The 25,919-nt window shown below is 72.1% G+C and carries 25 protein-coding genes; 9 read left to right on the top strand and 16 right to left on the bottom strand.

Going from position 1 to position 25,919, the window contains the following annotated elements:
- Window positions 1–246: 246 nt before the first annotated feature.
- On the bottom strand, window positions 247–912 hold the full coding sequence (locus ACFYU9_RS36195; RefSeq protein ID WP_389204495.1) for a DUF402 domain-containing protein: 666 nt from the start codon (window positions 910–912) through the stop codon (window positions 247–249).
- Window positions 913–989: 77 nt separating this feature from the next.
- On the bottom strand, window positions 990–2,396 hold the full coding sequence (locus ACFYU9_RS36190) for a class II fumarate hydratase (RefSeq protein WP_389347870.1): 1,407 nt from the start codon (window positions 2,394–2,396) through the stop codon (window positions 990–992).
- A gap of 119 nt (window positions 2,397–2,515) precedes the next feature.
- On the opposite strand from ACFYU9_RS36190, the gene ACFYU9_RS36185 reads away from it, so the two are divergent.
- Window positions 2,516–4,048, top strand: a complete 1,533-nt coding sequence (locus tag ACFYU9_RS36185; RefSeq protein ID WP_389347868.1) for a ricin-type beta-trefoil lectin domain protein — start codon at window positions 2,516–2,518, stop codon at window positions 4,046–4,048.
- 15 nt (window positions 4,049–4,063) lie between these two features.
- On the opposite strand, the gene ACFYU9_RS36180 is transcribed toward ACFYU9_RS36185, so the two are convergent.
- On the bottom strand, window positions 4,064–4,723 hold the full coding sequence (locus ACFYU9_RS36180) for a lipoprotein (RefSeq protein ID WP_389347866.1): 660 nt from the start codon (window positions 4,721–4,723) through the stop codon (window positions 4,064–4,066).
- 95 nt (window positions 4,724–4,818) lie between these two features.
- Between ACFYU9_RS36180 and ACFYU9_RS36175 the strand changes: the two genes are divergently transcribed.
- A complete protein-coding gene (locus ACFYU9_RS36175; protein ID WP_389347864.1) occupies window positions 4,819–5,325 on the top strand; it encodes a hypothetical protein in 507 nt (168 codons plus the stop codon).
- Between the two features lie 30 nt (window positions 5,326–5,355).
- Here the strand turns inward: ACFYU9_RS36175 and ACFYU9_RS36170 are convergent, their stop codons facing one another.
- The 5 genes from ACFYU9_RS36170 to ACFYU9_RS36150 all read right to left on the bottom strand — a co-directional run bounded on the left by ACFYU9_RS36170 (window position 5,356) and on the right by ACFYU9_RS36150 (window position 12,653).
- The gene (locus tag ACFYU9_RS36170) at window positions 5,356–5,985 is read right to left on the bottom strand and encodes an HAD family acid phosphatase (RefSeq protein ID WP_389204490.1); all 630 of its coding nucleotides are present in this window, start codon (window positions 5,983–5,985) and stop codon (window positions 5,356–5,358) included.
- A gap of 236 nt (window positions 5,986–6,221) precedes the next feature.
- A complete protein-coding gene (locus ACFYU9_RS36165) occupies window positions 6,222–7,016 on the bottom strand; it encodes an MBL fold metallo-hydrolase (RefSeq protein ID WP_389204488.1) in 795 nt (264 codons plus the stop codon).
- Between the two features lie 43 nt (window positions 7,017–7,059).
- The gene (locus ACFYU9_RS36160) at window positions 7,060–7,935 is read right to left on the bottom strand and encodes an NAD-dependent epimerase/dehydratase family protein (RefSeq protein ID WP_389347862.1); all 876 of its coding nucleotides are present in this window, start codon (window positions 7,933–7,935) and stop codon (window positions 7,060–7,062) included.
- Window positions 7,936–8,096: 161 nt separating this feature from the next.
- Complete coding sequence (locus ACFYU9_RS36155) at window positions 8,097–10,835, bottom strand: AAA family ATPase (protein WP_389347860.1); 2,739 nt, start codon at window positions 10,833–10,835, stop codon at window positions 8,097–8,099.
- Window positions 10,836–10,985: 150 nt separating this feature from the next.
- Window positions 10,986–12,653: a fumarate hydratase gene (locus tag ACFYU9_RS36150; RefSeq protein ID WP_389204482.1), complete on the bottom strand. Its 1,668-nt coding sequence runs from the start codon at window positions 12,651–12,653 to the stop codon at window positions 10,986–10,988.
- A 230-nt stretch (window positions 12,654–12,883) separates the two neighbouring features.
- On the opposite strand from ACFYU9_RS36150, the gene ACFYU9_RS36145 reads away from it, so the two are divergent.
- Both ACFYU9_RS36145 and ACFYU9_RS36140 read left to right on the top strand, forming a co-directional pair.
- Window positions 12,884–13,573, top strand: coding sequence for a DUF1707 domain-containing protein (locus ACFYU9_RS36145; protein ID WP_389204480.1), 690 nt, complete (start codon window positions 12,884–12,886; stop codon window positions 13,571–13,573).
- A 162-nt stretch (window positions 13,574–13,735) separates the two neighbouring features.
- A complete protein-coding gene (locus ACFYU9_RS36140; protein ID WP_389204478.1) occupies window positions 13,736–14,116 on the top strand; it encodes a WhiB family transcriptional regulator in 381 nt (126 codons plus the stop codon).
- A 106-nt stretch (window positions 14,117–14,222) separates the two neighbouring features.
- Here the strand turns inward: ACFYU9_RS36140 and glpX are convergent, their stop codons facing one another.
- Window positions 14,223–15,257 carry a class II fructose-bisphosphatase gene (gene glpX / locus ACFYU9_RS36135; protein ID WP_389204476.1) on the bottom strand — a complete coding sequence of 345 codons (1,035 nt, stop codon included), beginning with the start codon at window positions 15,255–15,257 and terminating at the stop codon, window positions 14,223–14,225.
- Between the two features lie 135 nt (window positions 15,258–15,392).
- Here glpX and ACFYU9_RS36130 point away from each other — a divergent pair, with 135 nt between their 5' ends.
- Window positions 15,393–15,917, top strand: coding sequence for a DUF4245 domain-containing protein (locus tag ACFYU9_RS36130; protein WP_389204474.1), 525 nt, complete (start codon window positions 15,393–15,395; stop codon window positions 15,915–15,917).
- Window positions 15,918–15,991: 74 nt separating this feature from the next.
- Here ACFYU9_RS36130 and ACFYU9_RS36125 read toward each other — a convergent pair whose 3' ends face one another.
- The 4 genes from ACFYU9_RS36125 to ACFYU9_RS36110 all read right to left on the bottom strand — a co-directional run bounded on the left by ACFYU9_RS36125 (window position 15,992) and on the right by ACFYU9_RS36110 (window position 19,864).
- A complete protein-coding gene (locus ACFYU9_RS36125; protein WP_389204472.1) occupies window positions 15,992–16,582 on the bottom strand; it encodes a malonic semialdehyde reductase in 591 nt (196 codons plus the stop codon).
- A gap of 228 nt (window positions 16,583–16,810) precedes the next feature.
- Window positions 16,811–17,059, bottom strand: a complete 249-nt coding sequence (locus ACFYU9_RS36120) for an exodeoxyribonuclease VII small subunit (RefSeq protein WP_389204470.1) — start codon at window positions 17,057–17,059, stop codon at window positions 16,811–16,813.
- 151 nt (window positions 17,060–17,210) lie between these two features.
- Complete coding sequence (gene xseA / locus ACFYU9_RS36115; protein ID WP_389204468.1) at window positions 17,211–18,422, bottom strand: exodeoxyribonuclease VII large subunit; 1,212 nt, start codon at window positions 18,420–18,422, stop codon at window positions 17,211–17,213.
- Between the two features lie 83 nt (window positions 18,423–18,505).
- The gene (locus ACFYU9_RS36110) at window positions 18,506–19,864 is read right to left on the bottom strand and encodes an APC family permease (RefSeq protein ID WP_389204466.1); all 1,359 of its coding nucleotides are present in this window, start codon (window positions 19,862–19,864) and stop codon (window positions 18,506–18,508) included.
- A gap of 54 nt (window positions 19,865–19,918) precedes the next feature.
- On the opposite strand from ACFYU9_RS36110, the gene ACFYU9_RS36105 reads away from it, so the two are divergent.
- The 3 genes from ACFYU9_RS36105 to ACFYU9_RS36095 all read left to right on the top strand — a co-directional run bounded on the left by ACFYU9_RS36105 (window position 19,919) and on the right by ACFYU9_RS36095 (window position 22,986).
- Window positions 19,919–20,923, top strand: a complete 1,005-nt coding sequence (locus ACFYU9_RS36105) for a 4-hydroxy-3-methylbut-2-enyl diphosphate reductase (RefSeq protein ID WP_389204464.1) — start codon at window positions 19,919–19,921, stop codon at window positions 20,921–20,923.
- Between the two features lie 30 nt (window positions 20,924–20,953).
- Window positions 20,954–21,712 carry a polyphosphate--glucose phosphotransferase gene (ppgK, locus tag ACFYU9_RS36100; RefSeq protein WP_389204462.1) on the top strand — a complete coding sequence of 253 codons (759 nt, stop codon included), beginning with the start codon at window positions 20,954–20,956 and terminating at the stop codon, window positions 21,710–21,712.
- Window positions 21,713–21,867: 155 nt separating this feature from the next.
- The gene (locus ACFYU9_RS36095; protein WP_389204460.1) at window positions 21,868–22,986 is read left to right on the top strand and encodes a WD40/YVTN/BNR-like repeat-containing protein; all 1,119 of its coding nucleotides are present in this window, start codon (window positions 21,868–21,870) and stop codon (window positions 22,984–22,986) included.
- A gap of 133 nt (window positions 22,987–23,119) precedes the next feature.
- On the opposite strand, the gene ACFYU9_RS36090 is transcribed toward ACFYU9_RS36095, so the two are convergent.
- On the bottom strand, window positions 23,120–23,752 hold the full coding sequence (locus ACFYU9_RS36090) for a DUF6542 domain-containing protein (RefSeq protein WP_389204458.1): 633 nt from the start codon (window positions 23,750–23,752) through the stop codon (window positions 23,120–23,122).
- Between the two features lie 153 nt (window positions 23,753–23,905).
- Here ACFYU9_RS36090 and ychF point away from each other — a divergent pair, with 153 nt between their 5' ends.
- Complete coding sequence (ychF, locus tag ACFYU9_RS36085; RefSeq protein WP_389204457.1) at window positions 23,906–24,994, top strand: redox-regulated ATPase YchF; 1,089 nt, start codon at window positions 23,906–23,908, stop codon at window positions 24,992–24,994.
- Window positions 24,995–25,116: 122 nt separating this feature from the next.
- On the opposite strand, the gene ACFYU9_RS36080 is transcribed toward ychF, so the two are convergent.
- Complete coding sequence (locus ACFYU9_RS36080) at window positions 25,117–25,380, bottom strand: type II toxin-antitoxin system RelE/ParE family toxin (RefSeq protein WP_389204455.1); 264 nt, start codon at window positions 25,378–25,380, stop codon at window positions 25,117–25,119.
- Complete coding sequence (locus ACFYU9_RS36075; RefSeq protein WP_389204454.1) at window positions 25,373–25,642, bottom strand: type II toxin-antitoxin system Phd/YefM family antitoxin; 270 nt, start codon at window positions 25,640–25,642, stop codon at window positions 25,373–25,375. The genes ACFYU9_RS36080 and ACFYU9_RS36075 overlap by 8 nt, the downstream gene beginning before the upstream one ends.
- Between the last annotated feature and the right edge of the window lie 277 nt (window positions 25,643–25,919).

Here is a 25,919-nt window from a genome sequence, read left to right as displayed (position 1 = left end):
CCGCGCCTTCGGCAGCGCTAAACCCCCGGCACGAGGTCGATCTGGGGGAGGGGGGAAAAGCACCCGCGCACGGCTCCGGCACTGCTCTCCCCCTCATGAGACGCTCCTGGGTGACTGATGGTCAGGCCCGGTCGCGGGCTTGGTCTCTGACGTGCGGTCCGATCCGTCTGGTGCCCGCTCCGGGTGCTGGTCCGGGTCTTGCGGAGGACGATCCTACGGTTGCACCCCGGGGGCGCAGCAAGGGTCTCATGACCCCGTGTGCGCCGGGGTGCGATCCCAGTCGGCCGGCAGTTCGGGTACGGGCCAGGCCGGGTCGGGCCGCCAGTCCTCCCAGCCGTCCGAGAACGGCGCCCCCCAGGCCCGCACGACCGACAGGGCCGCCTGCCCGGCCGCCGAGACCCGGGCGGCCTGCGCCGCGTTCATCAGCCCGGCCCGCTGGGCCTGGGCGAACTCGTCCTCGTCCCGCCATATCCAGCTGTGGTCGGGGTAGACGGAGAGGTCGAGGAAGTGGTCCTCGGAGTCGATGCCGCCGTCCCAGCGGGTGCGGGGCTCCTCCAGGTTCACGTACCAGCTGCGGAACCGCCAGCCACGCTCCCAGAACAGCCACACCGACCACGGCTCGCCGGGCGCGGCGAGCTTGAGCACGCCGGTGCCGTGCCAGTGCGAGCGGGCGGTGGTGCGCGGCGCGGTGTAGCGGGTGGCCAGCGGTTCCTCGTGCACGCTGCGGCCGTCGGCCAGGACCGGTTTGACCAGCTCGGTGCCGGGTGCCATCCAGACCGCGAGGAGCTCCGGGGTGTCCTGGACGACGGTCACCGGGCGGCAGATGTGCACGTCGCCGGTGCCGTTGTCGCGGTAGCGCCAGAGGATGTGATCCCCCGGCGCCCAGTGCGGGGAGCGGCCGGATCCTGTCATGCGCAGATCTTAGGGGCGGGTTTCCGGCGGCGCTGCGGTGAAGGTCACGGATCGGTCAGGGGGGCGGCAAGGATCGGTCAGGGGCGGGTCATGCGCAGGACGTCGAGGGCTTCGTCGAGCTGTTCGAGGGTGAGGTCGCCCCGCTCGACGTACCCGGACGCGAGGACGACCTCGCGGATCGTGCGGCGTTCGGCCAGCGCCTTCTTGGCGACCTTGGCGGCCTCCTCGTAGCCGATGTACTTGTTCAGCGGGGTCACGACGGACGGCGAGGACTCGGCGTACTCACGGGCCCGTTCGGCGTTGGCGGTGATGCCGTCGACCGTGCGGTCGGCGAGCAGCCGGGTCGCGTTGGCCAGAAGGCGCACGGATTCCAGCAGGTTCTTGGCCATCACCGGCAGCATCACGTTGAGCTCGAAGTTCCCGGCGGCGCCGGCCACGGCGACCGTGGTGTCGTTTCCGGTCACCTGGGCGGCGACCATCAGGACCGCCTCGGGGATCACCGGGTTCACCTTGCCCGGCATGATCGACGAGCCGGGCTGGAGGTCGGGCAGGTTGATCTCGGCGAGGCCGGTGCGCGGGCCGCTGGACATCCAGCGCAGATCGTTGGCGATCTTCGTGAGCGATACGGCGATGGTCCTGAGCTGGCCGGACGTCTCCACCAGGCCGTCGCGGGCGCCCTGTGCCTCGAAGTGGTCGCGGGCCTCGGTGAGCGGCAGTCCGGTGGCCCGGGCGACCTCGGCGATGACGGCGGCGGAGAAGCCGGGCGGGGTGTTGATGCCGGTGCCGACCGCGGTGCCGCCGAGCGGCAGCTCGGCGAGCCGGGGCAGCGAGGCGCGCAGCCGTTCGATCCCGTACCTGACCTGGGCCGCGTAACCGCCGAACTCCTGCCCGAGGGTGACCGGCGTGGCGTCCATCAGATGTGTGCGGCCCGACTTCACGACGCTCGCGAATTCGGCTGATTTCCGCTCCAAGGAGGCGGCCAGGTGTTCGAGCGCCGGGATCAGGTCGTGGGTGACGGCGGCGGTCGCGGCGATGTGGATGGAGGACGGGAAGACGTCGTTGGACGACTGGGAGGCGTTCACGTGGTCGTTGGGGTGGACGTCCCGGCCGAGCCGCTCGGTGGCGAGGGTGGCGAGCACCTCGTTGGTGTTCATGTTGGAGGAGGTGCCGGAGCCGGTCTGGAAGACGTCGACGGGGAAGTGCTCGTCCCAGCGCCCCTCCGCGACCTCCGCCGCCGCGTCGCCGATCGCCCGCGCGACGTCCGCGTCGAGCACGCCGAGCTCGGCGTTGACCTTGGCGGCGGCGGCCTTGATCCGGGCCAGCGCCTCGATGTGGGCGCGCTCCAGGCGCTGGCCGCTGACGGGGAAGTTCTCCACCGCGCGCTGGGTCTGGGCGCGCCACTTGGCGTGGGCCGGGACGCGGACCTCGCCCATGGAGTCGTGCTCGATGCGGTAGCCGTCCTGGGCGGTCCGGTCGTCGCTCATCTTCGTCTGCCTCCTCGTCATGTTCCCTGCAAAAGTTGAGCACTTGTCTTGTTCGACGTATTCCCAAGGCGCTTACCGGCCAGTAAAAACCGTGGGTAACCCCACTTCCAGGAGGCGCAATGCAGCGCACCAGGTACAGACTCCGCTGGCCGGTCGCGGCCGTCGCCGCAGCCGCGGCGGCTCTCGGCAGCATGACGGCCGCCGCCCCCGCCGGAGCGGCCGACACGGCCACGAGCGCGACGATCTCCTCCGTACCGCTCCCTCCCGAGCTGGAGGCGATCCGCGCCGCGGAAGCCACCAAGATCTACGGAAGTCCCGAGGAGCGCCCGCTCGCCGCGCGCAAGACCGGGCTGATCTCACTGGGCGACAGCGAGATCTCCGGCGAGGGCGTCGGCAGTTACGAGTCGCCCACCAACGGCCCCGGCAACTGGTGCCACCGCTCGCCCGACTCCGCCATCCACCGCACCGGGATCCCCGCGGACCTCACGTTCAACGTGGCCTGCTCCGGCGCGTACACCGGCAACATCCGGATCGGCGGCTCCAAGCAGTACGCCGACGAGCTGGTGCAGAGCGACAACCTGGCCATCAAGGCGCGCAACACCCGCATCAAGCTGGTGCTGCTCGTCGCCGGCGCCAACGACGACCTGCAGTTCGGCCCCGTGATGACCGACTGCGTCGAGCGCTACCTGCTCTCCCAGGGCGCCTGCGAGCCCAAGTACGCGCCCGGCTGGCAGTCCCGCGTCGACGCTCTCGTGCCCAAGGTCGAGCAGACCGTGCGCGACCTGCGGACCGTGATGCAGGGCGCCGGCTACGCCGACGGCGACTACAAGCTCGTCGTCATGGGCTACCCGAGCCCGATCGGCCCCGACTTCTACGACAACCCGAACTTCCCCGGCAAGCTGGCCTGCGGCGGCGAGGGCTACGACTCCGACACCAAGTGGGGCCGCAACGTCGCCGTGCCCGCCTTCGAGCGCGGCATGCGGCAGGCGGCCGCCGACACCGGCGCGGTCTTCCTCGACAACTCGCGGCTCTTCAACGGCCACGAGGTCTGCATGGAGGACACCTGGGCCCGCGGCCTGTTCATCGACGTGACCAAGCCCGGCACCCCGGACGAGAACTCGGTCCGCCAGTCCTTCCACCCCAACTACCGCGGCCACGGCGCCTTCGCGTCCTGCCTCACGCAGATCTACAACGCCAACGTGCGCGAGGCGGGCTGCGCCGACGTCGAGTCCTCCGGCACGCCGACGCTCTTCCCGCTCGCCTGGGACGACGTCTACAAGCCGCTGAAGAACGCCGCCACCGGCAACTGTCTCGACGTCAACGCCTCCGAGTCCGCGAACAACACGGCCGTCCTCGGCTGGGACTGCCACGGCGGCCGCAACCAGAACTGGTGGTACGACCCCGCGCGCCGCAGCCTGCACACCCAGCTCACCCAGGACCGCTGCCTGGACGTGCCCGGCGCCACCTACGCGGCCGGCACGGCGCTCATCATCTGGAACTGCCACGGCGGCGCGAACCAGAAGTTCGTCCGCGACGGCGACACGATCCGCCCCGCCTCGGCGACCGGCCTCTGCCTGACCCAGGGCGCGGCCCGGGAGCCGGTCCGGCTGCAGAACTGCAACGGCTCGGCGAACCAGCGGTTCACCGCCTGACGGACCCCACCGCCCCTACAGCGGCTCGACGGTGCTCCTGGCCAGCTCGAAGGCCGGGAGCATCGCCGTGTGCTCCTCCGCGTCGAGCCCGCCGAGATGGACGATGACCGTGCCCTTCGGCGTCCCGACCGCGAACGCCCGCTCCGGCCTGGCCTCGTCGAGCGCTTCGCCGCGCACGGTGTACGTGACCTCGACCGCGGCCAGCGAACCGGCCCTGACGTCCCGGTAGGCGGCGCCCTTCGCACCCCGTTCCGCCGTGACGAAGCCTTCGAGCGCCGCGCGCGCCGGGCCCTTCGGGGCGGTCCACACGCGCAGGTAGCCGATGTTCCCGGCGGGCTTGGCGTCCACCTCGCAGCGGACGGTGGCCGGGCCCTGCCGGGTGAGCGCCGCGAACTCCGGGTTCTCGGGGGCCTCGACCGCCTTCGGAGCCCAGCCGGCGGCCAGGGCGAAGGAGACGGGCAGCGCGCAGGCCGTCCCGGGGCCGCCGAGCGAGCCGGCCGGAGCGGCGGCCGCGGGGGCGGTCCTGGGCGCGGCCGAGGGCCTGGCCGGGGCGGCGGCGGGCGGCGCCGGCTCGGCCCGCGTACCGCAGGCGGTGAGCAGCCCCGCCGTCAGCAGGGCGAGGGCGGCCGGGGCCGTCGTACGGAGCGAGGTTCGGATCGGTGCTCTGCCTGGCATGCGCCCATCATCCCCCGAGCGGGTGCGCGGGCCTGCCCGGCGTCGGACAATGTGAAGCGGTGCTCGGGGAGATCCGCCAGCACGGGAGGCAGGACATGTTCCGACGCTTCAGGAGGACGGGCGTGCTCGGCGCCTGCGCCCTCGCGGCCGCCGCGTTCGCCGGTGCCGCCGCCGCCCCGGTCTCTGCGCACGACAGCGGCAACACCCTGGACTTCACCCTCTACGCCAAGGAAATCCCCGGACCGGGCTCCAACGCGAGCGGCCCGCCGCCCAAGGTCGGCCAGGTCACGACCTTCGCCGACGACCTCTACAAGACCAAGGGCGGCGCCAAGGTCGGCCGCGACGGCGTGATCTGCGGCGTCGTACGGGTCTCCGGCGACCAGGCCGACGTCAGCTGCGTCGGCACCTTCGTCCTGAACGGCGGGCCGGGCGGACAGCTCACCGCCCAGACCCTGATCACCTACGACACGACGAACCAGTCGCCCTCCGGCTTCGACATCGCGATCACCGGCGGCACGGGCGACTTCAAGTCCGCGCACGGCTACATCCGTTCGACCTCGGACGGGGACTACCAGAAGATGGACTTCCACATCACGACGTAGTGCCCGTGGCGCCCAAGGTGCGTGCGGTGGCTAGGAGAGCTTGCCGTCGTAGTCCGGCAGCTTGAACGTCCGCTCGGCGTGGCCGCCGACCAGGTCGGTGGTGTTGTTGCCGATGTTCGCGACGATCGTGTAGCCCTTGGCCTCGATCTCCGCGCGCTTGGCCGTCTTGTACGCGCTGACCTCGGCGAACAGGTCGGGCAGCGAGCGCACGTACAGACCGTCGACCGGGTAGCCGGCCTGCTTCAGGTTCCAGTCCGTCAGGGAGTGGATGATGCCCGGGCGGGCGGTGACGAAGAAGACGGCCACGCCGCGGTCGTGCGCGTCCTTCACGAGCGCGCGGACCTCGGGGATGGCCGGGGTCGGCAGCTCCCAGAACGGGTGGAAGTCCGTCTCCAGCGAGGAGTTGTCGATGTCGAGGACGATGGCCTGCTTCTGCCGGCCGGCGTCCTCGGCGCGCCCGTCGATGTACGGGCGGGCCTGGTCGACGACCGCGGCGACGTCATGGCGCCAAGTCGTGTAGTCGACGCCCTTGATCGCCGCGCTGGACACGTGGTGGGTGTCGGGGTCGGCGGCGGAGGCGGCGGGCGCCGCTCCGACGACGAGGACGGCGGTCAGGCCGAGGGCGGCGGCGGCCTTGGCCTTGGTGGTGGAGGAGGGCATGGGGGGCTCCCGAGTGTCTGCCGGCTCAGTGATTGACATGCTCGCGACTCATACTGGCCAGTAGGCAACGGGAGGGCTACCGGTCGGTAGCGACTTTCTGATCAGAAGATCACCGCCGCCCCGCCCGCGCCCTCCCGAACGCCTCCCTCACCCGCCGGCGAACCCCGCCCCGCCCGGTGCCACCCCCGTGGACTCCGGGACCCTCACGGGGCCGCCCGGCGGTCACCGCCCGCGTGTCACTCCCCGCGCTCCATCCGCAGGTAGCGCTCGACCGACCGGCCCAGCACCTCCTCGGCGCCGGTCGTGATCACCCGGTCCCACCAGGCGCCGTAGAGCCGGTCGAAGCGGTAGCCGGCCAGCACGTCGGCGGCGATGCGGACCTTCTGCGGCTGCTCCGGCACGTGGTTGGGGAAGCTGTACATGATGCTCACCCAGCGCGGGTCGGGACCGACGTTGATCACGTCACCGGTGAACAGCGAGCCCTCGCCCGCGTTCGAGTGCAGGACCGTGCTGCCCGGGAAGTGCACGCCCGGGTTGATCAGCGTCAGCTCGTCCGTCAGCTCCAGGGCGCGGCCGCTCCAGAAGCGCAGCGCCGGATCCGGCCGGCCCACCCACTCGCGGTCCGCCTCGTGCAGGTGGACCGGCGCGTCGAAGGCGTGCGCCCACTCCACCATCGTGGAGTAGAAGTGCGGGTGGCTGATCGCGATGTGGTCGATGCCGCCCAGCTCCTCGACCCGGCGCACCATCTCGTCGTCCAGGTACGGCACGCAGTCCCACAGCACGTTCCCGGCCGGGGTGCGCAGCAGCAGCGCCCGCTGGCCGATCGAGAACTCGGGCGTGACGCCGATGCCGATCACCCCGGGCCCCTGCTCCTCGAACCGGCCGCTGTGCCCCTCGGCCTGCAGCTCCTTCAGCGAGGTCCACCGCTGTCCGCTCTGCGGCACGTACTGCCGCTCGTCCAGACAGACCGGACAGTCCTCGCGCGGACCGTCGTACTGGGTGCCACAGGCGCGGCAGATGGGGTACGTCATGAGCTCCTCCTTGGATTCGGCTTCGGGTCCGGTCGGCGCGGCGTCAGACACGGTTCGCCCCGGCCGCCAGTTCGGTCAGGACGTGCGGGCGGCTCGGACGCCAGCCGAGGTCCTCGAAGGACCGGCGCGCCGACACCACCTGATGCAGCGCCAGCGCCTCGGCGAACGGGGCCCCGAGCGCCACCGCGGCCTGCTCCTCGGGCCACGACTCCGCCCGGCCCGTGCCGCCCGCCGCGAGATCCGCGGCCGCCGCGAGCGCGGCCACCGGCACCGCCTCGTCCGCGACGCCGTGCAGCACCGTGCCCGCCGCCGCCTTCGCCAGGGCGAGCACGAACAGCTCGGCGAGGTCGTCCACGTGCACCATCGGCCAGCGGGTCGCCGCCGAGCCCACGTACCGGCCCGTGCCGTGCTCCCGGGCCCAGCCGGTCATCATCGCCGGGATCCCGCCGCCCTGGCCGTAGACGATGCCCGGGCGCACCACCAGCGCGCGGACGCCGTCACCGGCCGCGTCCAGCACCCGCCGCTCCAGCCGCGGCCGGTAGCCGACGATCGCGATCGCGTCGGTCGCCGCGTCCTCGCCCACCGGCGCGTCCCCGGTGGCACCGAGCACCCACACGCCGCTCGTGTAGACGAACGCCCGGCCGGTCCCGCGCAGCGGCGCCAGCAGCGCGTCGAGCGCGGCGGCGTCCACCGCCTCCTCGCCGGTCGGCGGCGCCAGGTTCACCACCGCGTCGATGTCGTCCGTCACCGCGGCGCGCAGCGACTCCGGGTCGGCGAGATCACCCACCTTCACCGGCACGTCCGGTGCCAGGGCGAGCGCGTCCCGCACCAGCGGGACCACGTCGTGGCCCTCCAGCGTCAGCCGCGCCACCACCGCGGAACCGATGTAGCCGGTGGCTCCGAGGACCAGGACCTTCATGACGACTCCCGTGGATCGCACTTGCGTCGACCGCCGACCGGGCCAACGGGAGAAACCGTAGGAGCTGAGCCCGCCCCCGCGGATCTGTCAGATGACCGGGGTCGCGGCACCGGAACGCCCTATCCGGCCTCAGCGATCTCCTTAGGCGCCGCGGGAGACCGTCAGCCCAGGTCGAGCCCGCCCAGCGCGGCCCGCGAGGTCACACCGAGCTTGGGATAGGCGTTGGAGAGGTGGTAGCCGACCGTGCGCGGGCTGAGGAACAGCCGCGCGCCGATGTCCCGGTTGCTCAGCCCCGTCGCCGCGAGCCGCACCACCCGCAGCTCCTGCGCCGTCAGCCGGCCCACCAGATCCGGACCCGCCGCGGCCGGCGCCGGCGCCGCACCGAGCGCCCGCAGCTCCGCCCGGGCCCGGTCCGCCCACGCCCGCGCCTGCGTCCGCTCGAACGCCTGCAGCGCCGCCGTCAGCGCCTCGCGGGCATCGGCCCGCCGCCGCGACCGCCGCAGCCACTCCCCGTACAGCAGCCGGGTGCGCGCCTCCTCGAACGGCCGGCCGTCCCCGCCGTGCGCCTCCAGCGCCCGCTCGAACCACTGCTCCGGCTGCCCCTCCGGCGCCACCAGCGCCCGGCAGCGCAGCTCCACGGCCCGCGCCCACGGCGTCCCCGCGGCGATCGCCCAGCGGCTGAACCGCAGCTGCGCCGGCCGGACCTCCTCGGCCCGGCCGAGCCGCACGCCCGCCTCCACCTGGTCCGGCAGGCTGTGCACGGCGAGCATCAGATGCCGGTGCGGACCCTCGGTCAGCGACGCGAACCGCCGCAGCGCGCTGTCGTAACGGCCCAGACCGAGATCGAGCAGCCCCTGCGCCCGCACCGGCCACACCCCGCCCGGCGCGACGCCGTACGCCAGCGCGTCAGGCTCCCGCGGCTCCTCCCCGTCGAGCGCGGCGAGCACCGCCAGCTCGGACCGCAGCAGCCCGGCCAGATGATGCTGCCCGGTGTCCCGGGCGATCTCCAGGCCCTCGACCGCCGTCGTGTACGCGTCCCGGTGCCGGCCCAGGAACAGCCGGCAGCGCGCCAGCCGCAGCAGCACCCGCGGCAGCACCCCGACCGCGCCCTCCGCCCGGCACTCCTGCTCCAGGGCCACGGCCTCGTCGTGCACGTCGGCGTACTCGCCCAGCAGCATGTCCCAGCCGTGCAGCCGCACCTGCTGGGACAGCCCGCGCTCGCGCCGCGTCCGGTTCACGTACGCGGCGAACTCCCGTATCGCGGCCGCGCTCACCGCGTCCCCCGCCATCCGGTCGAGCACCCCGTTCGCCCCCCGGACCACCGGACAGTCGCCGAAGTCCAGACCGGCCAGGCGCTCCCGGGTGTCCCGGGCCGCCGCCGCCGCGTCCGGCGCGTCCCACGCCGCCACCGCCGACTCGAACAGCAGCCACGCGCCCGTCTCCGGCCGCTCCGCCGCCATCTCCCGGGCCGCCTCGACCAGCAGCAGCCGCGCCGGCTCCGCCCGGCCCCGGCCGTGTTCGAGCGCCGCCCGGATACCGGCGAGGCGCGCCACGGCGGCCGGAGCGCTCACCGGCCCCGCCTCGTCGGCGAGCGCCGCCGCGAACTCCACCTGCCCCGCCTCCGCCGCCGCGGCCGCCGCCGCGACGAGCCGCCGGGACCGCGACTCCTGGTCCCCGGTCAGCTGCGCGGCCCGCCGGTAGGCGGCCGCCACCGCCGCCCGGCCGCCCCGCGCCCGGAACAGCTCGGCGCTGCGCTCCAGCTCGGCGGCCACCTCCTCGTCGTAGCCGACCGTCGCCGCGGCCAGGTGCCAGGCCCGCCGGCCCACGTCCCCGCCCGCCGGCGCCGCCTCCGCGAGCGCCCGGTGCGCGGCCGCCCGCCCGGCGAGCAGCGCGCCCTGGTACGCGGCGGCCCGCACCAGCGGATGACGGAACGCCAGCCGGTGCCCGCTCACCCGCACCAGCTCCGCCGCCTCCGCCGGACCGAGATCCCCGGCCCCCGCCCCGAGCCGCCCGGCCGCCGCCATCACCAGCGCCAGATCACCCGTGTCGTCCGCCGCCGCGACCGTCAGCACCGTGCGGGTCGCCGCGGGCAGCGCCCGGATCCGCTCGTCGAAGATCCGCCGCACCCGCCGCGACGCCGGAAGCACCGCGATCTCCCGCTCGTCCACCGGCTCGCTGCCGTCCCGCTGCGCCGGCGTCAGCGCCCCCGCCAGCTCCACGAGCGCCAGCGGATTGCCCCGCGCCAGGCCGAGGACCCGGCCGCGCACGGTCGCGTGCAGCTCCGGCGCCCGCCCGGCCAGCAGCGCCGTACCCTCCTCGTCGGACAGCGGCCCCAGCTGCAGCACCGGAAGCCCCGGGCAGCCGTCGAACGCGCCCATGTCCTCCCGCGCGCCCTCACGCACCGCGAAGACCAGGGCCACCCGCCCCATCCCGAGCCGGCGGGCCGCGAAGAGCAGCGCGTCCACCGTCTCCAGGTCCAGCCACTGCGCGTCGTCGACGAGCACCACCACCGGCCGCTCCTCGGCCAGCTCGCCGAGCAGACCGAGCGTCGCCGCCCCCACCAGGAACCGGTCCCCGGGCGCGGGCAGCCCCGCCGGCTCCACCGCCCCGCGCAGCGCCGCCTGCTGACGCGCCGACAGCCGCCGCGCCCGGTCCAGCGTCCCCCGCAGCAGCACCTGCAGCCCGGCGTACGGCAGCGCCGCCTCCGACTCGACGCCGGCGCACCGCAGCAGCGTGGCCTCCGGCGAGAGCTCCCCGACGCGTTCGAGCAGGGCCGTCTTGCCCGCCCCCGCCTCGCCGCGGACCACCACCGCTCCGCCCCGGCCCTCCGCCGCCCCGGCGAGCAGCCGCTCCAGCACCGCCAGCTCCCGCCCGCGCCCGCTCAGTCCCCCGTCAGCCACCGGTGTCCCCCGTTCCCCGCACGCGTTCCCCGCACGCACGCTTCCCCCGTACGTGATGATCATCGTGCCACCAGGCAGGACCGGGGAAAGCCGACAGGCCCCCGGCGGGGTGCCGGGGGCCTGTCGCGCGGTCATCCGCGGATCAGCGGGTCACAGACCGGGGCCGCGCACCGGGATGTGGGTGAACGTCGGCTCCGGGGCCGGGTTCTGGAAGAAGTCGTTGCCCTTGTCGTCCACCACGATGAACGCCGGGAAGTCCTCGACCTCGATCTTCCAGACCGCCTCCATGCCGAGCTCCTCGTACTCGAGGACCTCGACCTTCTTGATGCAGTCCTGCGCCAGACGCGCCGCCGGGCCGCCGATCGAGCCGAGGTAGAAGCCGCCGTGCGTGCCGCACGCGTCGGTGACCTGCTTGCTGCGGTTGCCCTTGGCCAGCATGACCTTGGAGCCGCCCGCGGCCTGGAACTGCTCGACGTAGCTGTCCATGCGGCCGGCCGTCGTCGGGCCGAAGGAGCCGGAGGCGTAGCCCTCGGGCGTCTTCGCCGGGCCCGCGTAGTAGACCGGGTGGTCCTTCAGGTACTGCGGCATCTCCTCGCCCGCGTCCAGCAGCTCCTTGATCTTGGCGTGCGCGATGTCGCGCGCCACGACCAGCGGACCGGTCAGCGACAGGCGGGTCTTGACCGGGTACTTGGTGAGCTCGGCGAGGATCTCGTCCATCGGCTGGTTGAGGTCGATCTTCACGACGTCGCCGGACTCGTCGAGGTGCTCGTCCGTGGTCTCCGGCAGGAAGCGCGCCGGGTCGGTCTCCAGCTGCTCCAGGAAGACGCCCTCGGCGGTGATCTTGGCGACGGCCTGGCGGTCGGCCGAGCAGGACACGGCGATCGCGACCGGCAGCGAGGCGCCGTGACGGGGCAGGCGGACCACGCGCACGTCGTGGCAGAAGTACTTGCCGCCGAACTGGGCGCCGATGCCGATCTTCTGCGTCAGCTCGAAGACCTTCTCCTCCAGCTCCTTGTCGCGGAAGCCGTGGCCGGTCTCGGCGGAGCCCTCGGCCGGCAGCTCGTCCAGGTAGTGCGCGGAGGCGTACTTCGCGGTCTTCAGCGCGAACTCGGCGCTGGTGCCGCCGACGACGATCGCGAGGTGGTACGGCGGGCAGGCGGCCGTGCCGAGCGAGCGGATCTTCTCCTCCAGGAACTTCATCATGCTCGCCTCGTTGAGGACGGCCTTCGTCTCCTGGTAGAGGAAGGACTTGTTGGCGGAGCCGCCGCCCTTGGCCATGAAGAGGAACTTGTACGCGCCGCCGTCGGTCGCGTACAGCTCGATCTGCGCGGGCAGGTTCGAGCCGGTGTTCTTCTCCTCCCACATGGTCACCGGGGCCATCTGCGAGTAGCGCAGGTTGAGCTTGGTGTAGGCGTCGTAGATGCCCTTGCTCAGGGCCTCCTCGTCGCGGCCGCTCGTCAGCACGTTCTGGCCGCGCTTGCCCATGACGATCGCGGTGCCGGTGTCCTGGCACATGGGCAGCACGCCGGCGGCGGCGATGTTCGCGTTCTTCAGGAGGTCGAGCGCGACGAACTTGTCGTTGCTCGACGCCTCCGGGTCGTCGATGATCTTCCGCAGCTGGGCCAGGTGGGCCGGGCGCAGGTAGTGCTGGATGTCGCGGATCGCCTCGGCGGCCAGCAGGCGCAGCGCCTCCGGCTCGACCTTGAGGAACGTACGGCCGTCGGCCTCGAAGGTGGAGACACCCTCGGAGGTCACCAGGCGGTAGGGCGTGGTGTCCTCTCCCAGGGGGAGCAGATCGGAGTACGCGAACTCGGGCATGTCGACGGCCATTCCTCACTCGGCAGACAGCTGCGCCGCCTCCATTGGCGGCGCGCCCTCCAGCGTAAGACGCGCGCGCGACCGCGATCCTGTGAGGTAAGGCTCACTCGGGGGCGGCACCCTGCCGGATCGGCGTGTTGCAGCCGGCGCGCGGGGCCCGCGCAGGGACACGGGAGCCCGTTCCCCGCTGCCCCTAGTCGCGATCTATCGCGTTTCGCTAGGCTGGGTCCGTGGACCTCGAAAAGCAGCCCCAGCAGCCCGAGCGGCCGGTCGACCGGCCCGATTTCGCCGATCCGCAGGGTGCGATGCGGGCCTCGGACGCCGACCGCGACCGGATCGCGGACATCCTGCGGGACGCCATGGCGGAGGGGCGGCTCACCGCCGAGGAGCACTCGGAGCGGATCGACGCCGTGTACCGCGCCAAGACCGTCGGCGAGCTTGAGCCGCTCGTCCGCGACCTGCCCGCCACCGGTCACCGGCCGCAGCCCCTGCCCGCGTACGGGGAGGACGGCATCGAGGGACCGGCGGACAACCTGGTCGCGGTGTTCTCCGCCTCCACCCGCCGGGGCCGCTGGCGCGTCGGCCGCCGCACCAACGCCTTCTCGCTCTTCGGCAGCATCGAGATCGACCTGACCGAGGCGATCTTCGCCCAGCGCCTCACCACCATCAACGCCACCTCGATCTTCGGCAACGTCGAGGTCCGCGTCCCGGAGAACGTGACGCTGCGCGGCAGCGGCACCGGCGTCTTCGGCAACTTCGAGGTCGTCACCGTCGAGGGCGCCGACCCGCAGGCCCCGGTCATCGTCGTCAACGGCTGGTCGGTCTTCGGCAACGTCGAGGCCAAGCCCAAGCGGGGCAAGTGGGTCACCGACCTGCAGAGCCAGATTCAGGACAAGTTCCGCAAGCGTCCCGGCGAGTAATCCGTCGGTGACCGGCCGCCGGCCGATGACCGGATTTCGCCATCCGGTGTCCGTGAAGCGGAACGCCGGGGCACGCGGTGCATAGGCGCACGCACAGCGGGTAGGGCTCGTTCGTCGTCACACGCCCGTCCCGCCAGCGGAAGCCGTCGTCAGGAGTAGACCGTGCTGCAGATGCCGCATCAGCCCCTCCGGGTCGCCGCCGTGCCGCCCCGGCACACCCCCGCCCGGGAGGAAGAGGGCGGCCCGTGGCACACCGAGGCGGTGTGCCGCAGGGACGAGGCCGGTCTCTTCTTCGCCCCCTCCAAGGAGCCCACCGCCGCCCGGCTCTCCCGCGAGGAGGCCGCCAAGCGGGTCTGTGCCCGCTGCCCGGTGATGGTCGAGTGCCGCGAGCACGCCCTGCTCCAGCCCGAGCCGTACGGGGTGTGGGGCGGCCTCACCGCCGCCGAGCGCCGTGTCGTGCTCGCCCGGCGCCGCCGCCGGGACGCCGAGCTGCGCAAGGCCGCGGCCGCCGAGCGCGCCGAGCGGATCGCGAAGGCCGGCTGAGCTGCCGTACCGACGGGTCCGTGGCCCGTACGGGAAGGGGCGCCCCCACCGCACATGGGGGCGCCCCTCTTCGTACCGTCGCGGCCGGCCGGTCCCGGCCGCCTCGTCAGTTGGCGCGGTCGAAGTCGACCTTGCTGTAGGCGCGCAGCTTCGCGAGCCGGTGCGTGGAGTCGATCTGGCGGATCGTGCCGGACTTCGAGCGCATGACGAGCGACTGCGTGGTCGCCGTCTCGGCGCGGTAGCGCACGCCGCGCAGCAGCTCGCCGTCGGTGATGCCGGTGGCGACGAAGAAGACGTTGTCGCCGGAGACCAGGTCGTTGGTGGAGAGCACCCGGTCCAGGTCGTGCCCGGCGTCCAGCGCCTTCTGCCGCTCGGCGTCGTCCTTCGGCCACAGCTTGCCCTGGATCACACCGCCCAGGCACTTGATGGCGCAGGCCGAGATGATGCCCTCGGGCGTGCCGCCGATGCCCATCAGCAGGTCGACGCCGGTGCCCTCGCGGGCGGCCATGATCGAGCCGGCCACGTCGCCGTCGGAGATGAACTTGATCCGGGCGCCGGTCTCGCGGATCTCCTTGACGATGCCGTCGTGCCGCGGCCGGTCGAGGATGACCACGGTCACGTCCTCGGCGTTCATGCCCTTGGCCTTGGCGACCCGGCGGATGTTGACCGAGACGGGCGCGTTGATGTCGACGAAGTCGGCGGCCTCGGGGCCGGTGACCAGCTTGTCCATGTAGAAGACCGCGGACGGGTCGAACATGGTGCCGCGGTCGGCGGCGGCGAGCACGGCGATCGCGTTCGGCATGCCCTTGGCGTTGAGCGTGGTGCCGTCGATCGGGTCGACGGCGATGTCGACCTCGGCGCCGGTGCCGTCGCCGACCCGCTCGCCGTTGAAGAGCATCGGCGCCTCGTCCTTCTCGCCCTCGCCGATGACGACCACGCCGTTCATCGAGACGGTGGAGATCAGGGTGCGCATGGCGTTCACCGCCGCGCCGTCCGCGCCGATCTTGTCGCCGCGACCGACCCAGCGGCCCGCCGCCATGGCGGCGGCCTCGGTCACGCGGACCAGTTCGAGGGCGAGGTTGCGGTCGGGGGCCTCGGGGGAGACCTCGAGCTCGGGCGGCAGGTGGTGGTGCTCGGACATCGTTGCGCACCTTTCTGTTACGGCGACGGGCGACGGCCGGAAAAACTAGAGGGTGCTGTGACTCTATCGTCAGGTCGACAAATTGAGCAGAGGGGCCCACGTATGAGCGCGACACCTTGATGCGACCATGGTGCCGTGGCAGGTAAGCAGCGCAGGCAGACGGTACGCGGGATGTTCCAGTCCCTCGCGGTGATCGCGGTCGCCGCGGGTGTGATGTACGTCTTCATCCCGCACGACGAGACGGCGACCCCGGTCAAGGCGAAGGACTACCGGGTGGAGCTCCTGACGGCCCAGCGGGCGGCACCGTATCCGGTGCTGGCCCCCGAGGGCCTCGGTGACGGATGGAAGGCGACGGTCGTCTCGTACGACCGGGAGGACCACAACGCCTGGCGGCTCGGCTTCCTGAGCCCCGACACCCAGTACGTCGCCCTCAACCAGTCGACCGAGGACCCGAAGAAGTTCGTGCCCTCGGTCACCCAGCAGGCCAAGGACTCGGGGAAGACCGAGACGGTGGCCGGCCAGGTCTGGCAGCGCTGGGAGGGCCCGAAGTACGACGCGCTGGTGCGCACCGAGGGCGGTGCGACGACGGTCGTGACGGGCACGGCGTCGTTCGAGCGGCTGGCCGAGATGGCGGGCGCGCTCCAGTCGAAGAAGGCGTAGGCGTCATACGCAGGAGGAAGGCCCCCGGTGCGATGCACCGGGGGCCTTCCTCGTACGCGCTGTGCGTGAGCCGATCAGACGGTCGTGATGACCTGGTCGTACTCGAGGCGCGGGGAGCGCGGGAACCAGGCGTCCTCGCCCGGCTTGCCGATGTTGATGACCATCAGCGGGGTGTGGTCGGCGTCCAGGAACTCCTTCTGGACGCCGGCGAAGTCGAGACCGGTCATCGGGCCGGCGGCCAGGCCGGCGGCGCGGACGCCGATGATGAAGTAGGCGGCCTGCAGGGAGGCGTTCAGGAGCGCGGCCTGCTCACGGACCGGGCGCTCGGAGAAGAACATGTCCTTGGCCTGCGGGAAGTGCGGGAGCAGCTGCGGCAGCTCCTCGTGGAACTCGTTGTCCGCGGAGAGGATCGCGACCAGGGGCGCGGCCTGGGTCTTGGCCTGGTTGCCCTCCATCATGTGCGACACCAGGCGCTGGCGGGCCTCCGGGGAGCGGACCAGCGTGATGCGCAGGGGGGTCTGGTTGAAGGCGGTCGGGCCGAACTTGACCAGGTCGTAGATCGCCTGGACCTGCTCGTCGGTCACCGGCTCGTCGGTGAACGTGTTGGCAGTGCGGGCCTCGCGGAAGAGGAGGTCCTGGGCGGCGGGGTCAAGGGCGAGAGACATGCTGCATACCTTCCGAACTGCACGGGTCGCTCGTCAGGGAGTTCGAGCGATGCCACGACAGTACGCCGAAAGTAGGTGAAGTTTCAACTACTCCCGCCATTTAAAACCGGATAGTGATCCGCTTCACAGGATCAGTGTACGCGCCCCGCCGGGACACCAGCCCCGCCGAGCGGCCCACCGGGGCACCCGGCCCCGCCGCCGCGCCCCGCTCCTGCTCCCGCGCCGCCGCTACTCCCGCTCCTGCCCCTCCTCGGCGGCCCGCTCGGCCGCCAGCGAGGCGTCGAGACGCGCCCGCGCACCCTCCAGCCAGTGCCGGCACACCTTCGCCAGCTCCTCGCCGCGCTCCCAGAGCGCCAGCGACTCCTCGAGGGTCGTCCCACCCGCCTCCAGGCGCCGGACGACCTCGATGAGCTCGTCGCGGGCCTGCTCGTAGCCGAGTGCAGTCGCAGTCTCGTCCGCGTCCGCGCGCGCTGCCATGCGTTCCACCTTTGTCTGTCGGTTCTCTGTCATGTCCGTGCACTTCTCTGTACTTCCCGACGATTCCCTGACGTACGGGCCGTGTGCCCGTGTGCCGGTGTGCCCTCAGCCCGCCGGCGTCAGGGGCGGACCTCGGGGCGCCGTACGGACGTCAGGGCGCCGTGCGCCGCACCGTGAACTCGCCCGCCGCGACCCGCGCCCGCAGCTCCTCGTCCACCGCCACCTCCGCCGGATCCCGCACCACCGCGCCGTCCGCCCGCTGGAGCACCGCGTACCCGCGCTCCATCGTGGCCGCGGGCGACAGGGCCCGGACCCGGGCCCGGGTGTGCGAGAGCTCCGAGTCGGCCCGGTCGAGCAGATGCCCGAAGGTGCGCCGGGCACGCGCCAGCAGCGCGGCCAGCTCGTCCTCGCGGACCTCGACCATCCGCTGCGGGTGCTCCATCACCGGCCGGGCGAGCGCATGGGCCAGGCCCCGCTCCTCGCGCTCGATCAGCCCCCGGACGCAGCGCAGCGCCCGGTCCCGCAGACCGCGCACCCGCTCCAGCTCCTCGCCCACGTCCGGCACGACCTTCTTGGCGGCGTCGGTCGGCGTGGACGCCCGCAGGTCCGCGACCAGGTCGAGGAGCGGCGAGTCCGGCTCGTGGCCGATCGCCGACACCACCGGCGTACGGCAGTCGGCGACCGCCCGGATCAGCTGCTCGTCCGAGAACGGCAGCAGGTCCTCCACACTGCCGCCGCCGCGCGCCACGACGATCACGTCCACGTCCCGGTGCGCGTCCAGCTCCCGCACGGCCTCGATCACCTGCGGCACGGCCTTCACGCCCTGCACCGCCACGTTGCGCACCTCGAAGCGGACGGCGGGCCAGCGGCGCCGCGCGTTCTCCAGGACGTCCCGCTCGGCCGCCGAGGCCCGGCCGCAGACCAGGCCCACCAGCTGCGGCAGGAACGGCAGCGGCTTCTTCCGGTCGAGCGCGAACAGCCCCTCGGCGGCCAGCGTCCGCTTCAGCTGCTCCAGCCGGGCCAGCAGCTCGCCGATCCCGACCGGCCGGATCTCCGCCGCCCGCAGCGACAACTGCCCCCGCGGCGCGTACCACTCCGGCTTCGCGTGCACGATCACCCGCGCGCCCTCGGACACGACGTCGGCGACCGCGTCGAAGACCTGCCGGTAGCACGTCACGTTGATGGAGATGTCGTACGACGGATCGCGCAGCGTCAGGAACACCACCCCGGCCCCCGGCCGCCGCGACAACTGCGTGATCTGCCCCTCGACCCAGATCGCCCCCAACCGGTCGATCCACCCCCCGATGAGCCGGGAGACCTCACCGACGGGCAGCGGAGCTTCGGCGGACGTGTTCAGACCCATGCGCCGAGCGTAACGGCCGCGTCCGACAACGCACCGGGTCGCGCGGCCGGGCGAGAAGGAGCGCCCCGCGGGCCCCGCCCCCGTCACGCCTCCGGCCGCCGCGCCCCCTGCATCGCCAGCACCACCAGGCCCACGCCCAGCCAGGTCACGCCCACCAGCTGCGCCGACGGCGCCGCCTCCACGATCACCGCGACCAGGATCGCCGCGCCGATTACCGGCGCCACGACGTGCGGCAGCCAGCGCGGCGGGCCCGCCATCCGGCGTACCGCGAACCAGCACACGACGCTCGCGTGCAGCAGCACGAAGGCCGTCAGGGCGCCGATGTTCACCACCGACACCAGATGGTCCAGGCCGTCCGCCTGGCTGGCCGCCCACACCGCCGCGATCATCGTGATCGTCGCCGAGACGAGCAGCGCCACCCGCGGCGTGCCCGAGTCCGTACGGGCCAGCGCGTGCGGCAGCCGCCGGTCGCGCCCCATCGCGAACAGCAGCCGCCCGCCCGCCGCCTGTCCGGCGAGCGCCGCGAAGGCCGCGCCGATCGCCTTCGACGCGGCCACCAGATCGTGCAGCCACCGTCCGACCGCCGAGTCCACCGCGTCGTAGAACGCCGAACCCTGCAGCGACGGATCCAGCGCCATCGCCTTCGACGAGACGGGCTGCAACAGCGCCACCAGCCAGGTCTGCGCCATGAACAGCACCCCGGCGAGCACCAGACAGAACAGCACCGCCCGCGCCACCTTCGCCGAGCCCCCCGTCACCTCCTCCGCGAACGTCGCGATCGCGTCGAAGCCCAGGTACGACAGGACCGCCACCGACACCGCCGAGAGCACCGCCGACGCCGAGAACCCGGCGTCCCCGGCGAACGGCGACCACCAGTCCCGCCGCGCCCCGTCCTGGGCGAGCACGACGATCGCCGACCCGACGAACACGAGCAGCACCGCGATCTCCATCGCGAGCACCGCGAGCCCGACCCGCGCCGCGGCCCGCACCCCCCACAGATTGAGCAGCGTCGTCACGACGACCGCGATCCCGGTCCAGATCCACCGGTGCACGGCCGGGACCAGCGCCTCCATCGCGATGCCCGCGAAGAGGTACGCCACGGCCGGGATCAGCAGGTAGTCGAGCATCGCCATCCATCCGGCCACGAAACCCGCGCCCTCGCCGAGCGCCGCACGGGCGTACGCGAAGACCGAGCCGGCCAGCGGCACCACCCGCACCATCTGCGCGTAGCTGAAGGCCGTGAACGCCATGGCGACGGTGGACACCACGTACACGAGTGCGACCGCGCCGTGCGACTTCGCGTCAAGAGTGCCGAAGATGCCGACCGGCGCCATCGGGGCGATGAAGAGGAGCCCGTAGACGACGAGGTCGCGGAAGCCCAGGGCCCGCCGGAGCTGCTCGTGACCGGCCGCCCGCGTTTCGTCAGCCCTGGAGTCCGCCATGGCGCCAGTTTCGGCCACCGTGCCGAGGAATCCGCCGACCGACGCGGCCTTACGATGGGACCCATGACTGCGTCGCCCGCAACCAACCGCCCGAAGCGTGTCCTGCTCGCCGCTCCCCGCGGCTACTGCGCGGGCGTGGACCGTGCCGTGATCGCCGTGGAGAAGGCCCTGGAGCAGTACGGCGCTCCGGTCTACGTCCGCCACGAGATCGTCCACAACAAGTACGTCGTGCAGACCCTGGAGCGGAAGGGCGCCATCTTCGTCGACCAGGCGACCGAGGTCCCGCCGGGCAACATCGTGATGTTCTCCGCGCACGGCGTCGCCCCGACCGTCCACGAGGAGGCCCGCCAGGGCCGGCTCGCGACCATCGACGCGACCTGCCCGCTGGTGACCAAGGTCCACAAGGAGGCCGTGCGGTTCGCCAACGAGGACTTCGACATCCTCCTCATCGGCCACGAGGGCCACGAGGAGGTCATCGGCACCTCCGGCGAGGCCCCCGACCACATCCAGCTCGTCGACGGCCCCGAGGACGTCGCCAAGGTCGAGGTCCGCGACCCGTCCCGGGTCGTCTGGCTCTCGCAGACCACGCTCTCGGTCGACGAGACCATGGAGACCGTGGACGCGCTGAAGGAGAAGTTCCCGCAGCTGATCTCCCCGCCGTCCGACGACATCTGCTACGCCACGCAGAACCGCCAGACCGCCATCAAGGAGCTCGCCGGCCAGGCCGAGCTGGTCATCGTGGTCGGCTCCAAGAACTCCTCCAACTCCCAGCGCATGGTCGACGTCGCCAAGCAGGCCGGCGCCCCGGCGGCGTACCTCGTCGACTTCGCCAGCGAGATCGACGAGGCCTGGCTGGAGGGCGTGACCAGCGTCGGCCTCTCCTCGGGCGCCTCGGTGCCGGACGTCCTCGTCCAGGAGGTCCTGGAGTGGCTGTCCGAGCGCGGATACGTGGACGTCGAGCTGGTCAAGACGGCCGACGAGTCGCTGACCTTCTCGCTCCCGAAGGAGCTGCGCGACAAGGACCTGCGGGCCAAGGCGGAAGCGCTCGTCAAGGAGTAGCTCCTGTGATCAGCCCGTAACGTTGAGTCCATGAACGTCTTCGGAGTGGACATCGGCGGATCGGGCATCAAGGGCGCACCCGTGGACCTCGACCGCGGCGACCTCGCCCAGGAGCGCCACAAAGTACTCACCCCGCAGCCCGCGACGCCCGACGACGTCGCGGGCTGCGTCGTCGAGGTCGTCGACAACTTCGGCTGGTCCGGGCCGATCGGCGTCACCTTCCCGGGCGTCGTCACCGGCTCGACCGTCCGCACCGCCGCCAACGTCGACAAGCGGTGGATCGGCGTCGACGCCGGCCGGCTGCTGCGCGACCGCCTCGGCGGCCTGCCCGTCACGATCCTCAACGACGCCGACGCGGCCGGCATCGCCGAGATGACCTTCGGCGCGGGCAGGGGCCGCAAGGGCACGGTCATCCTGCTCACGCTAGGCACCGGCATCGGCTCCGCCCTCTTCACCGACGGCACCCTCGTCCCCAACACCGAACTCGGCCACGTGGAGCTCAAGGGCCACGACGCCGAGAAGCGCGCCTCCGCGAAGGCCCGGGAGGACGAGGACCTCAGCTGGGAGCACTGGGCGACCCGGCGCCTCCAGAAGTACCTGGCCCATGTGGAGATGCTGTTCTCCCCGGAGCTGTTCATCATCGGCGGCGGCGTCAGCCGCAAGGCCGACAAGTTCCTGCCCTTCGTCGAGGGCATCCGGGCGGAGATCGTCCCGGCACAGCTCCAGAACAACGCGGGGATCGTCGGGGCGGCGATGGCGGCGAAGGCAGCCGCGCTTCCCGGGCGGTAATTCTTTCGGAGTTCCACTCCTGTTTACGAAGATCCTTCGTCAAGGAGCTTTCTGGTCAAGAAATATGGCAAACGATCATGCAGTGCTGTGACGCCTCCCCCGGATAGAACAAGATCGACAACTGTTCGTGCGTCATGCCCCACAAGGGAGGCACCATGAATCGGGTCACCGTCGCCGCCGTCACCACGGCCGCCGCTGCCCTCGCCCTCACCCTCGTCCAGCCGTCCGCGTACGCCGCGACCGCCACGGCCTGGACCGCCCCGACCTGCACCCGCGTCGTCGGTGACGGCGCGGTCACCTTCACCACCGACGACGGAGCGAGCCTCACCGCCACCAGCGGCACGCTCAAGCCCATCAGCTACACCCACGGCCTCGTCGCCCTCGGCACCGCCAACACCCTCCTGGCGACCCGCAACGACGAGATCCAGCGCTCCACCGACGCGGGCTGCAGCTGGACCCACGTCGCCAACCTGGGCAGCGGCTCCCCGACCCTCACCGCCGGCGTCGGCTCCCGCGCCTTCGCCTGGGAGCCGAGCGGCTCCACGCTCGCGCGCATCGACGGCACCACCGTCACCAGGCTCACCTCCCCGGTCACCGACATCGTGGGCCTGGGCACCGACCCGGCCGACGCCGGCCACGTGCGCCTCGCGGGCAACGACGGCAAGCTCTACGACTCCCGCGACGGCGGCGCGACCTGGACCGCCGTCGGCACCCCGGCGTTCCCCGCGGGCACCGGCGTCTACTCGGTGGCCTTCGACCCGAAGAACCCGGACCACGCCGTCGCCGGCGCCATGGTGCTCGGCGGCGCGGTGACCACGGACGGCGGCGCGACCTGGACCGCCTCCACCGGACTGACCGCCGGCACCTCCGCGAACCTGTTCCGCACCGCCGTCTCCCCGGCGAACCCCTCGGTCGTCTACGGCATCGGCATCGACCTCGCCGAGGCCGTCCCCGGCTCCGGCAACGAGGGCCGCCACCTGTACCGGTCGACCGACGGCGGCCGCACCTTCGCCAAGATCGTCGACGACACGGCCGAGCACAAGCTCACCAACAGCACCCTGCTCGCCCCGAGCCCGGTCGACCCGGCGGTGCTCTACTTCGAGTACGGCACGTACTTCCAGGGCTACGGGACCGACCTGCTCCGCCACGACGCGGGCACGGGCCTCGTCACCAAGACCCACAACGCGTACGACGGCATCGACGCCATCGCCTTCAACCCGGCCCGGCCGTCGGTGATGTACCTGGGCGTGGAAGAGGTGGGCACCCCGGGCTGACGGGGCCCTGGGTCACGGGCCCAGGGCTGACCGGGCCCGGCCAAGGGGCAAGCACTGACCGGCGGGGCCTGCGGGGCCTGTGGGGCCTACGGGACCCACGACGCCCACGAGGCCCACGGGGCGGGGCCGCGCCCTAGAGGTGCGGCGCCGCCTGGGCCTGCGCCCGGGCCCGGGCCCGCCGCTCCTGGCGGCGGCCCATCTCCCGCACCTTCCGGACGCTCGCGATGACACCCGCCACGAGCGTTCCCCCGTACAGCCATCCGGCATGCACGGCGAGCGCCGTGACCAGGGCCATCGCCTGGCCGCCGACCCCGCCCGTACCGCCCGACACGGGCACGACGCCCACCGCGAAGGCGATCGGCACGCTGATCGGCGCCGTGACCAGGTCTGCGGTCCGCACCCACAGCGCGGTCAGCGCGCTGACCGGCAGGAACAGCAGGCCGAAGACGAGCGGAGAGCCGTCGAAGAGCAGCCAGTCCAGGAAACCGACGACCAGCATCACGGCGCAGGCGAACAGCCCGGCGCCGAGGCCGGTCAGCCGGGGATTGGGCAGCCTGCGCAGGGCCGCGACCAGCGTCGGCGCGGGCCGGGCCGGCCGCTCGACCCGGGGACGGCCCGGGCGCGGCTTGGCGGCGACCCGGTAGACCGCGGCGCCCTGGACGAGGGCGCCGGGCGGCGCCACCGGGCTCTGCGGGTTCTGCGGGCCCTGCGGTCGGCCCGCGACGGGGCGCCGGGCCTGCGGCTTGCGTGTCCTGTGCTGCTCCACCCCACCAACGTAGGTCCGAAGAGGCCGGGAACCGCGTGCGGGACACGCCCTTTGGGTGACCTTGGCGGGAAGAGCGCCGTCATGGCGTGGTTCGGTGCCCCCGTAAACTGGGGGATCGCCCCACCCCCACTCCTCTTTAGGGAAGTCGCCACCGTGTCGCTCACGATCGGAATCGTCGGCCTGCCGAACGTCGGCAAGTCGACCCTGTTCAACGCCCTGACCAAGAACGACGTGCTGGCGGCCAACTACCCGTTCGCCACGATCGAGCCGAACGTCGGCGTCGTCGGCGTGCCGGACCCCCGTCTGGCCAAGCTCGCCGAGGTCTTCGGCTCGCAGCGGATCCTCCCCGCGACGGTCGACTTCGTCGACATCGCCGGCATCGTCCGCGGCGCGAGCGAGGGCGAGGGCCTGGGCAACAAGTTCCTGGCGAACATCCGTGAGTCGGACGCGATCTGCCAGGTCATCCGCGCCTTCAAGGACGAGAACGTCGTCCACGTCGACGGCAAGGTCTCGCCCAAGGACGACATCGAGACGATCAACACCGAGCTGATCCTCGCCGACCTCCAGACCATCGAGAAGGTCCTGCCGCGACTCCAGAAGGAGATGCGGATCAAGAAGGACACGGCGCCGAAGGTCGCCGCCGTCGAGGCCGCCCAGGCGATCCTGGAGAAGGGCGACACCCTGTTCTCCCAGGGCATCGTCCAGGGCTCGGAGAAGGCGGAGCTGCTCCACGACCTCCACCTGCTCACCACCAAGCCGTTCCTCTACGTCTTCAACGTGGACGAGGAGGAGCTGACCGACGAGGCCTTCAAGGACCAGCAGCGCGCCCTGGTCGCCCCCGCCGAGGCGATCTTCCTCAACGCCAAGCTGGAGGCCGACCTCGCCGAACTCGACGAGGAGGACGCCATGGAGCTCCTCCAGTCCGTCGGCGCCGAAGAGCCCGGCCTCGCCATCCTCGCCCGCGTCGGCTTCGCGACCCTCGGCCTCCAGACGTACCTGACGGCCGGCCCGAAGGAATCCCGCGCCTGGACGATCAAGCAGGGCGCGACGGCCCCCGAGGCGGCCGGTGTCATCCACACCGACTTCCAGAAGGGCTTCATCAAGGCCGAAGTCATCTCCTTCGCCGATCTCGTCGCCACCGGCTCGGTGGCCGAGGCCCGCGCGGCCGGCAAGGCCCGCATGGAGGGCAAGGAGTACGTCATGCAGGACGGCGACGTGGTGGAGTTCCGCTTCAACGTGTAGTCGAGCACTTGCTGTACGTCAGGCGCTGAGTCAAACGTGCACAGCAGAAGGGGTCGGGCTCCCTTGAGTCCGACCCCTTCGTCGTCACCGTGCTGAATGTTCTGACGTGCGGTCAGCATCAATCAGGTGTCGTAAACGGTGGACCGGTGTCCCAGGTGAACGACCCAGACCACCAGTTCTCCGTTGTCGATGGCGTAGACGACGCGGTAGTCGCCGAAGCGCAGGCGGCGCCGTTCGGGCTGGGACACGAGTGCGGTGGTGTTGAAGCCGAGGGGGTCGGTCTCCAACTCGGTCAGCTTGGCCAGGATGCGCAGCGCCATGTCGCGGGGGATCTTCCGAAGTTCGGCCTGCGCCTCGGGGCGGAAGACGGTTCGGTACTCACTCACCGCGAGCCAGCGTCTCCCTCATGATGTCCTCGATCGGGATGCCAGGTGCGGGGTTGGCCATGCGCTCGTCGATGATGCGGTTGATCTCGCGCTCTTCCCACTTCTGGTACCTGCGCAGTACCTCGATGGAGACGACGGCGGCGACTTCCTTGCCCCGGCGTGTGATCACTGTGGGTACGTCGTCGCGATCGGCGCGCTCCACGACCTCGGCGAGATGGGCGCGCACGTCGCGGATGGACTCTATGGGCAGCGGCTGCGTCATTCGCCCAAGTGTACCGAGTGGCGCATGTGTACACAATGTACCGCGGTGCGGCCAGAAGGGGCCGGGCTCTCAAGAGCCCGGCCCCTGTCGTTTCACCCTGGAGGGTGGCCCGCAGGGCCGGGGTTGACACGAGGTTCCCCGGTGCGTAGTGTTCTCCGAGTTGTCCAGCGTGAGCACCGACTCCGGTCGGCCCCGGACAGCCATTCCGCAAGAACCACTCCATGCCTGACGGTGTCGATTCGTCGTGCCGTCTTTGCGTTTCCGTGTGTTTTTGCGA

The sequence above is a fragment of the Streptomyces sp. NPDC004327 genome, from assembly GCF_042873935.1.
In the GTDB taxonomy this organism is placed as follows: Bacteria; Actinomycetota; Actinomycetes; order Streptomycetales; family Streptomycetaceae; genus Streptomyces.
This window is presented reverse-complemented; position numbering and strand designations above follow the sequence as displayed.

Coding starts and splice junctions, on each gene's coding strand:
- ACFYU9_RS36195 (WP_389204495.1), bottom strand. CDS start 912: ATGACAGGATCCGGCCGCTCCCCGCACTGGGCGCCGGGGGATCACATC.
- ACFYU9_RS36190 (WP_389347870.1), bottom strand. CDS start 2,396: ATGAGCGACGACCGGACCGCCCAGGACGGCTACCGCATCGAGCACGAC.
- ACFYU9_RS36185 (WP_389347868.1), top strand. CDS start 2,516: ATGCAGCGCACCAGGTACAGACTCCGCTGGCCGGTCGCGGCCGTCGCC.
- ACFYU9_RS36180 (WP_389347866.1), bottom strand. CDS start 4,723: ATGCCAGGCAGAGCACCGATCCGAACCTCGCTCCGTACGACGGCCCCG.
- ACFYU9_RS36175 (WP_389347864.1), top strand. CDS start 4,819: ATGTTCCGACGCTTCAGGAGGACGGGCGTGCTCGGCGCCTGCGCCCTC.
- ACFYU9_RS36170 (WP_389204490.1), bottom strand. CDS start 5,985: ATGCCCTCCTCCACCACCAAGGCCAAGGCCGCCGCCGCCCTCGGCCTG.
- ACFYU9_RS36165 (WP_389204488.1), bottom strand. CDS start 7,016: ATGACGTACCCCATCTGCCGCGCCTGTGGCACCCAGTACGACGGTCCG.
- ACFYU9_RS36160 (WP_389347862.1), bottom strand. CDS start 7,935: ATGAAGGTCCTGGTCCTCGGAGCCACCGGCTACATCGGTTCCGCGGTG.
- ACFYU9_RS36150 (WP_389204482.1), bottom strand. CDS start 12,653: ATGCCCGAGTTCGCGTACTCCGATCTGCTCCCCCTGGGAGAGGACACC.
- glpX (WP_389204476.1), bottom strand. CDS start 15,257: ATGTCCGAGCACCACCACCTGCCGCCCGAGCTCGAGGTCTCCCCCGAG.
- ACFYU9_RS36125 (WP_389204472.1), bottom strand. CDS start 16,582: ATGTCTCTCGCCCTTGACCCCGCCGCCCAGGACCTCCTCTTCCGCGAG.
- ACFYU9_RS36120 (WP_389204470.1), bottom strand. CDS start 17,059: ATGGCAGCGCGCGCGGACGCGGACGAGACTGCGACTGCACTCGGCTAC.
- xseA (WP_389204468.1), bottom strand. CDS start 18,422: ATGGGTCTGAACACGTCCGCCGAAGCTCCGCTGCCCGTCGGTGAGGTC.
- ACFYU9_RS36110 (WP_389204466.1), bottom strand. CDS start 19,864: ATGGCGGACTCCAGGGCTGACGAAACGCGGGCGGCCGGTCACGAGCAG.
- ACFYU9_RS36105 (WP_389204464.1), top strand. CDS start 19,919: ATGGGACCCATGACTGCGTCGCCCGCAACCAACCGCCCGAAGCGTGTC.
- ppgK (WP_389204462.1), top strand. CDS start 20,954: ATGAACGTCTTCGGAGTGGACATCGGCGGATCGGGCATCAAGGGCGCA.
- ACFYU9_RS36095 (WP_389204460.1), top strand. CDS start 21,868: ATGAATCGGGTCACCGTCGCCGCCGTCACCACGGCCGCCGCTGCCCTC.
- ACFYU9_RS36075 (WP_389204454.1), bottom strand. CDS start 25,642: ATGACGCAGCCGCTGCCCATAGAGTCCATCCGCGACGTGCGCGCCCAT.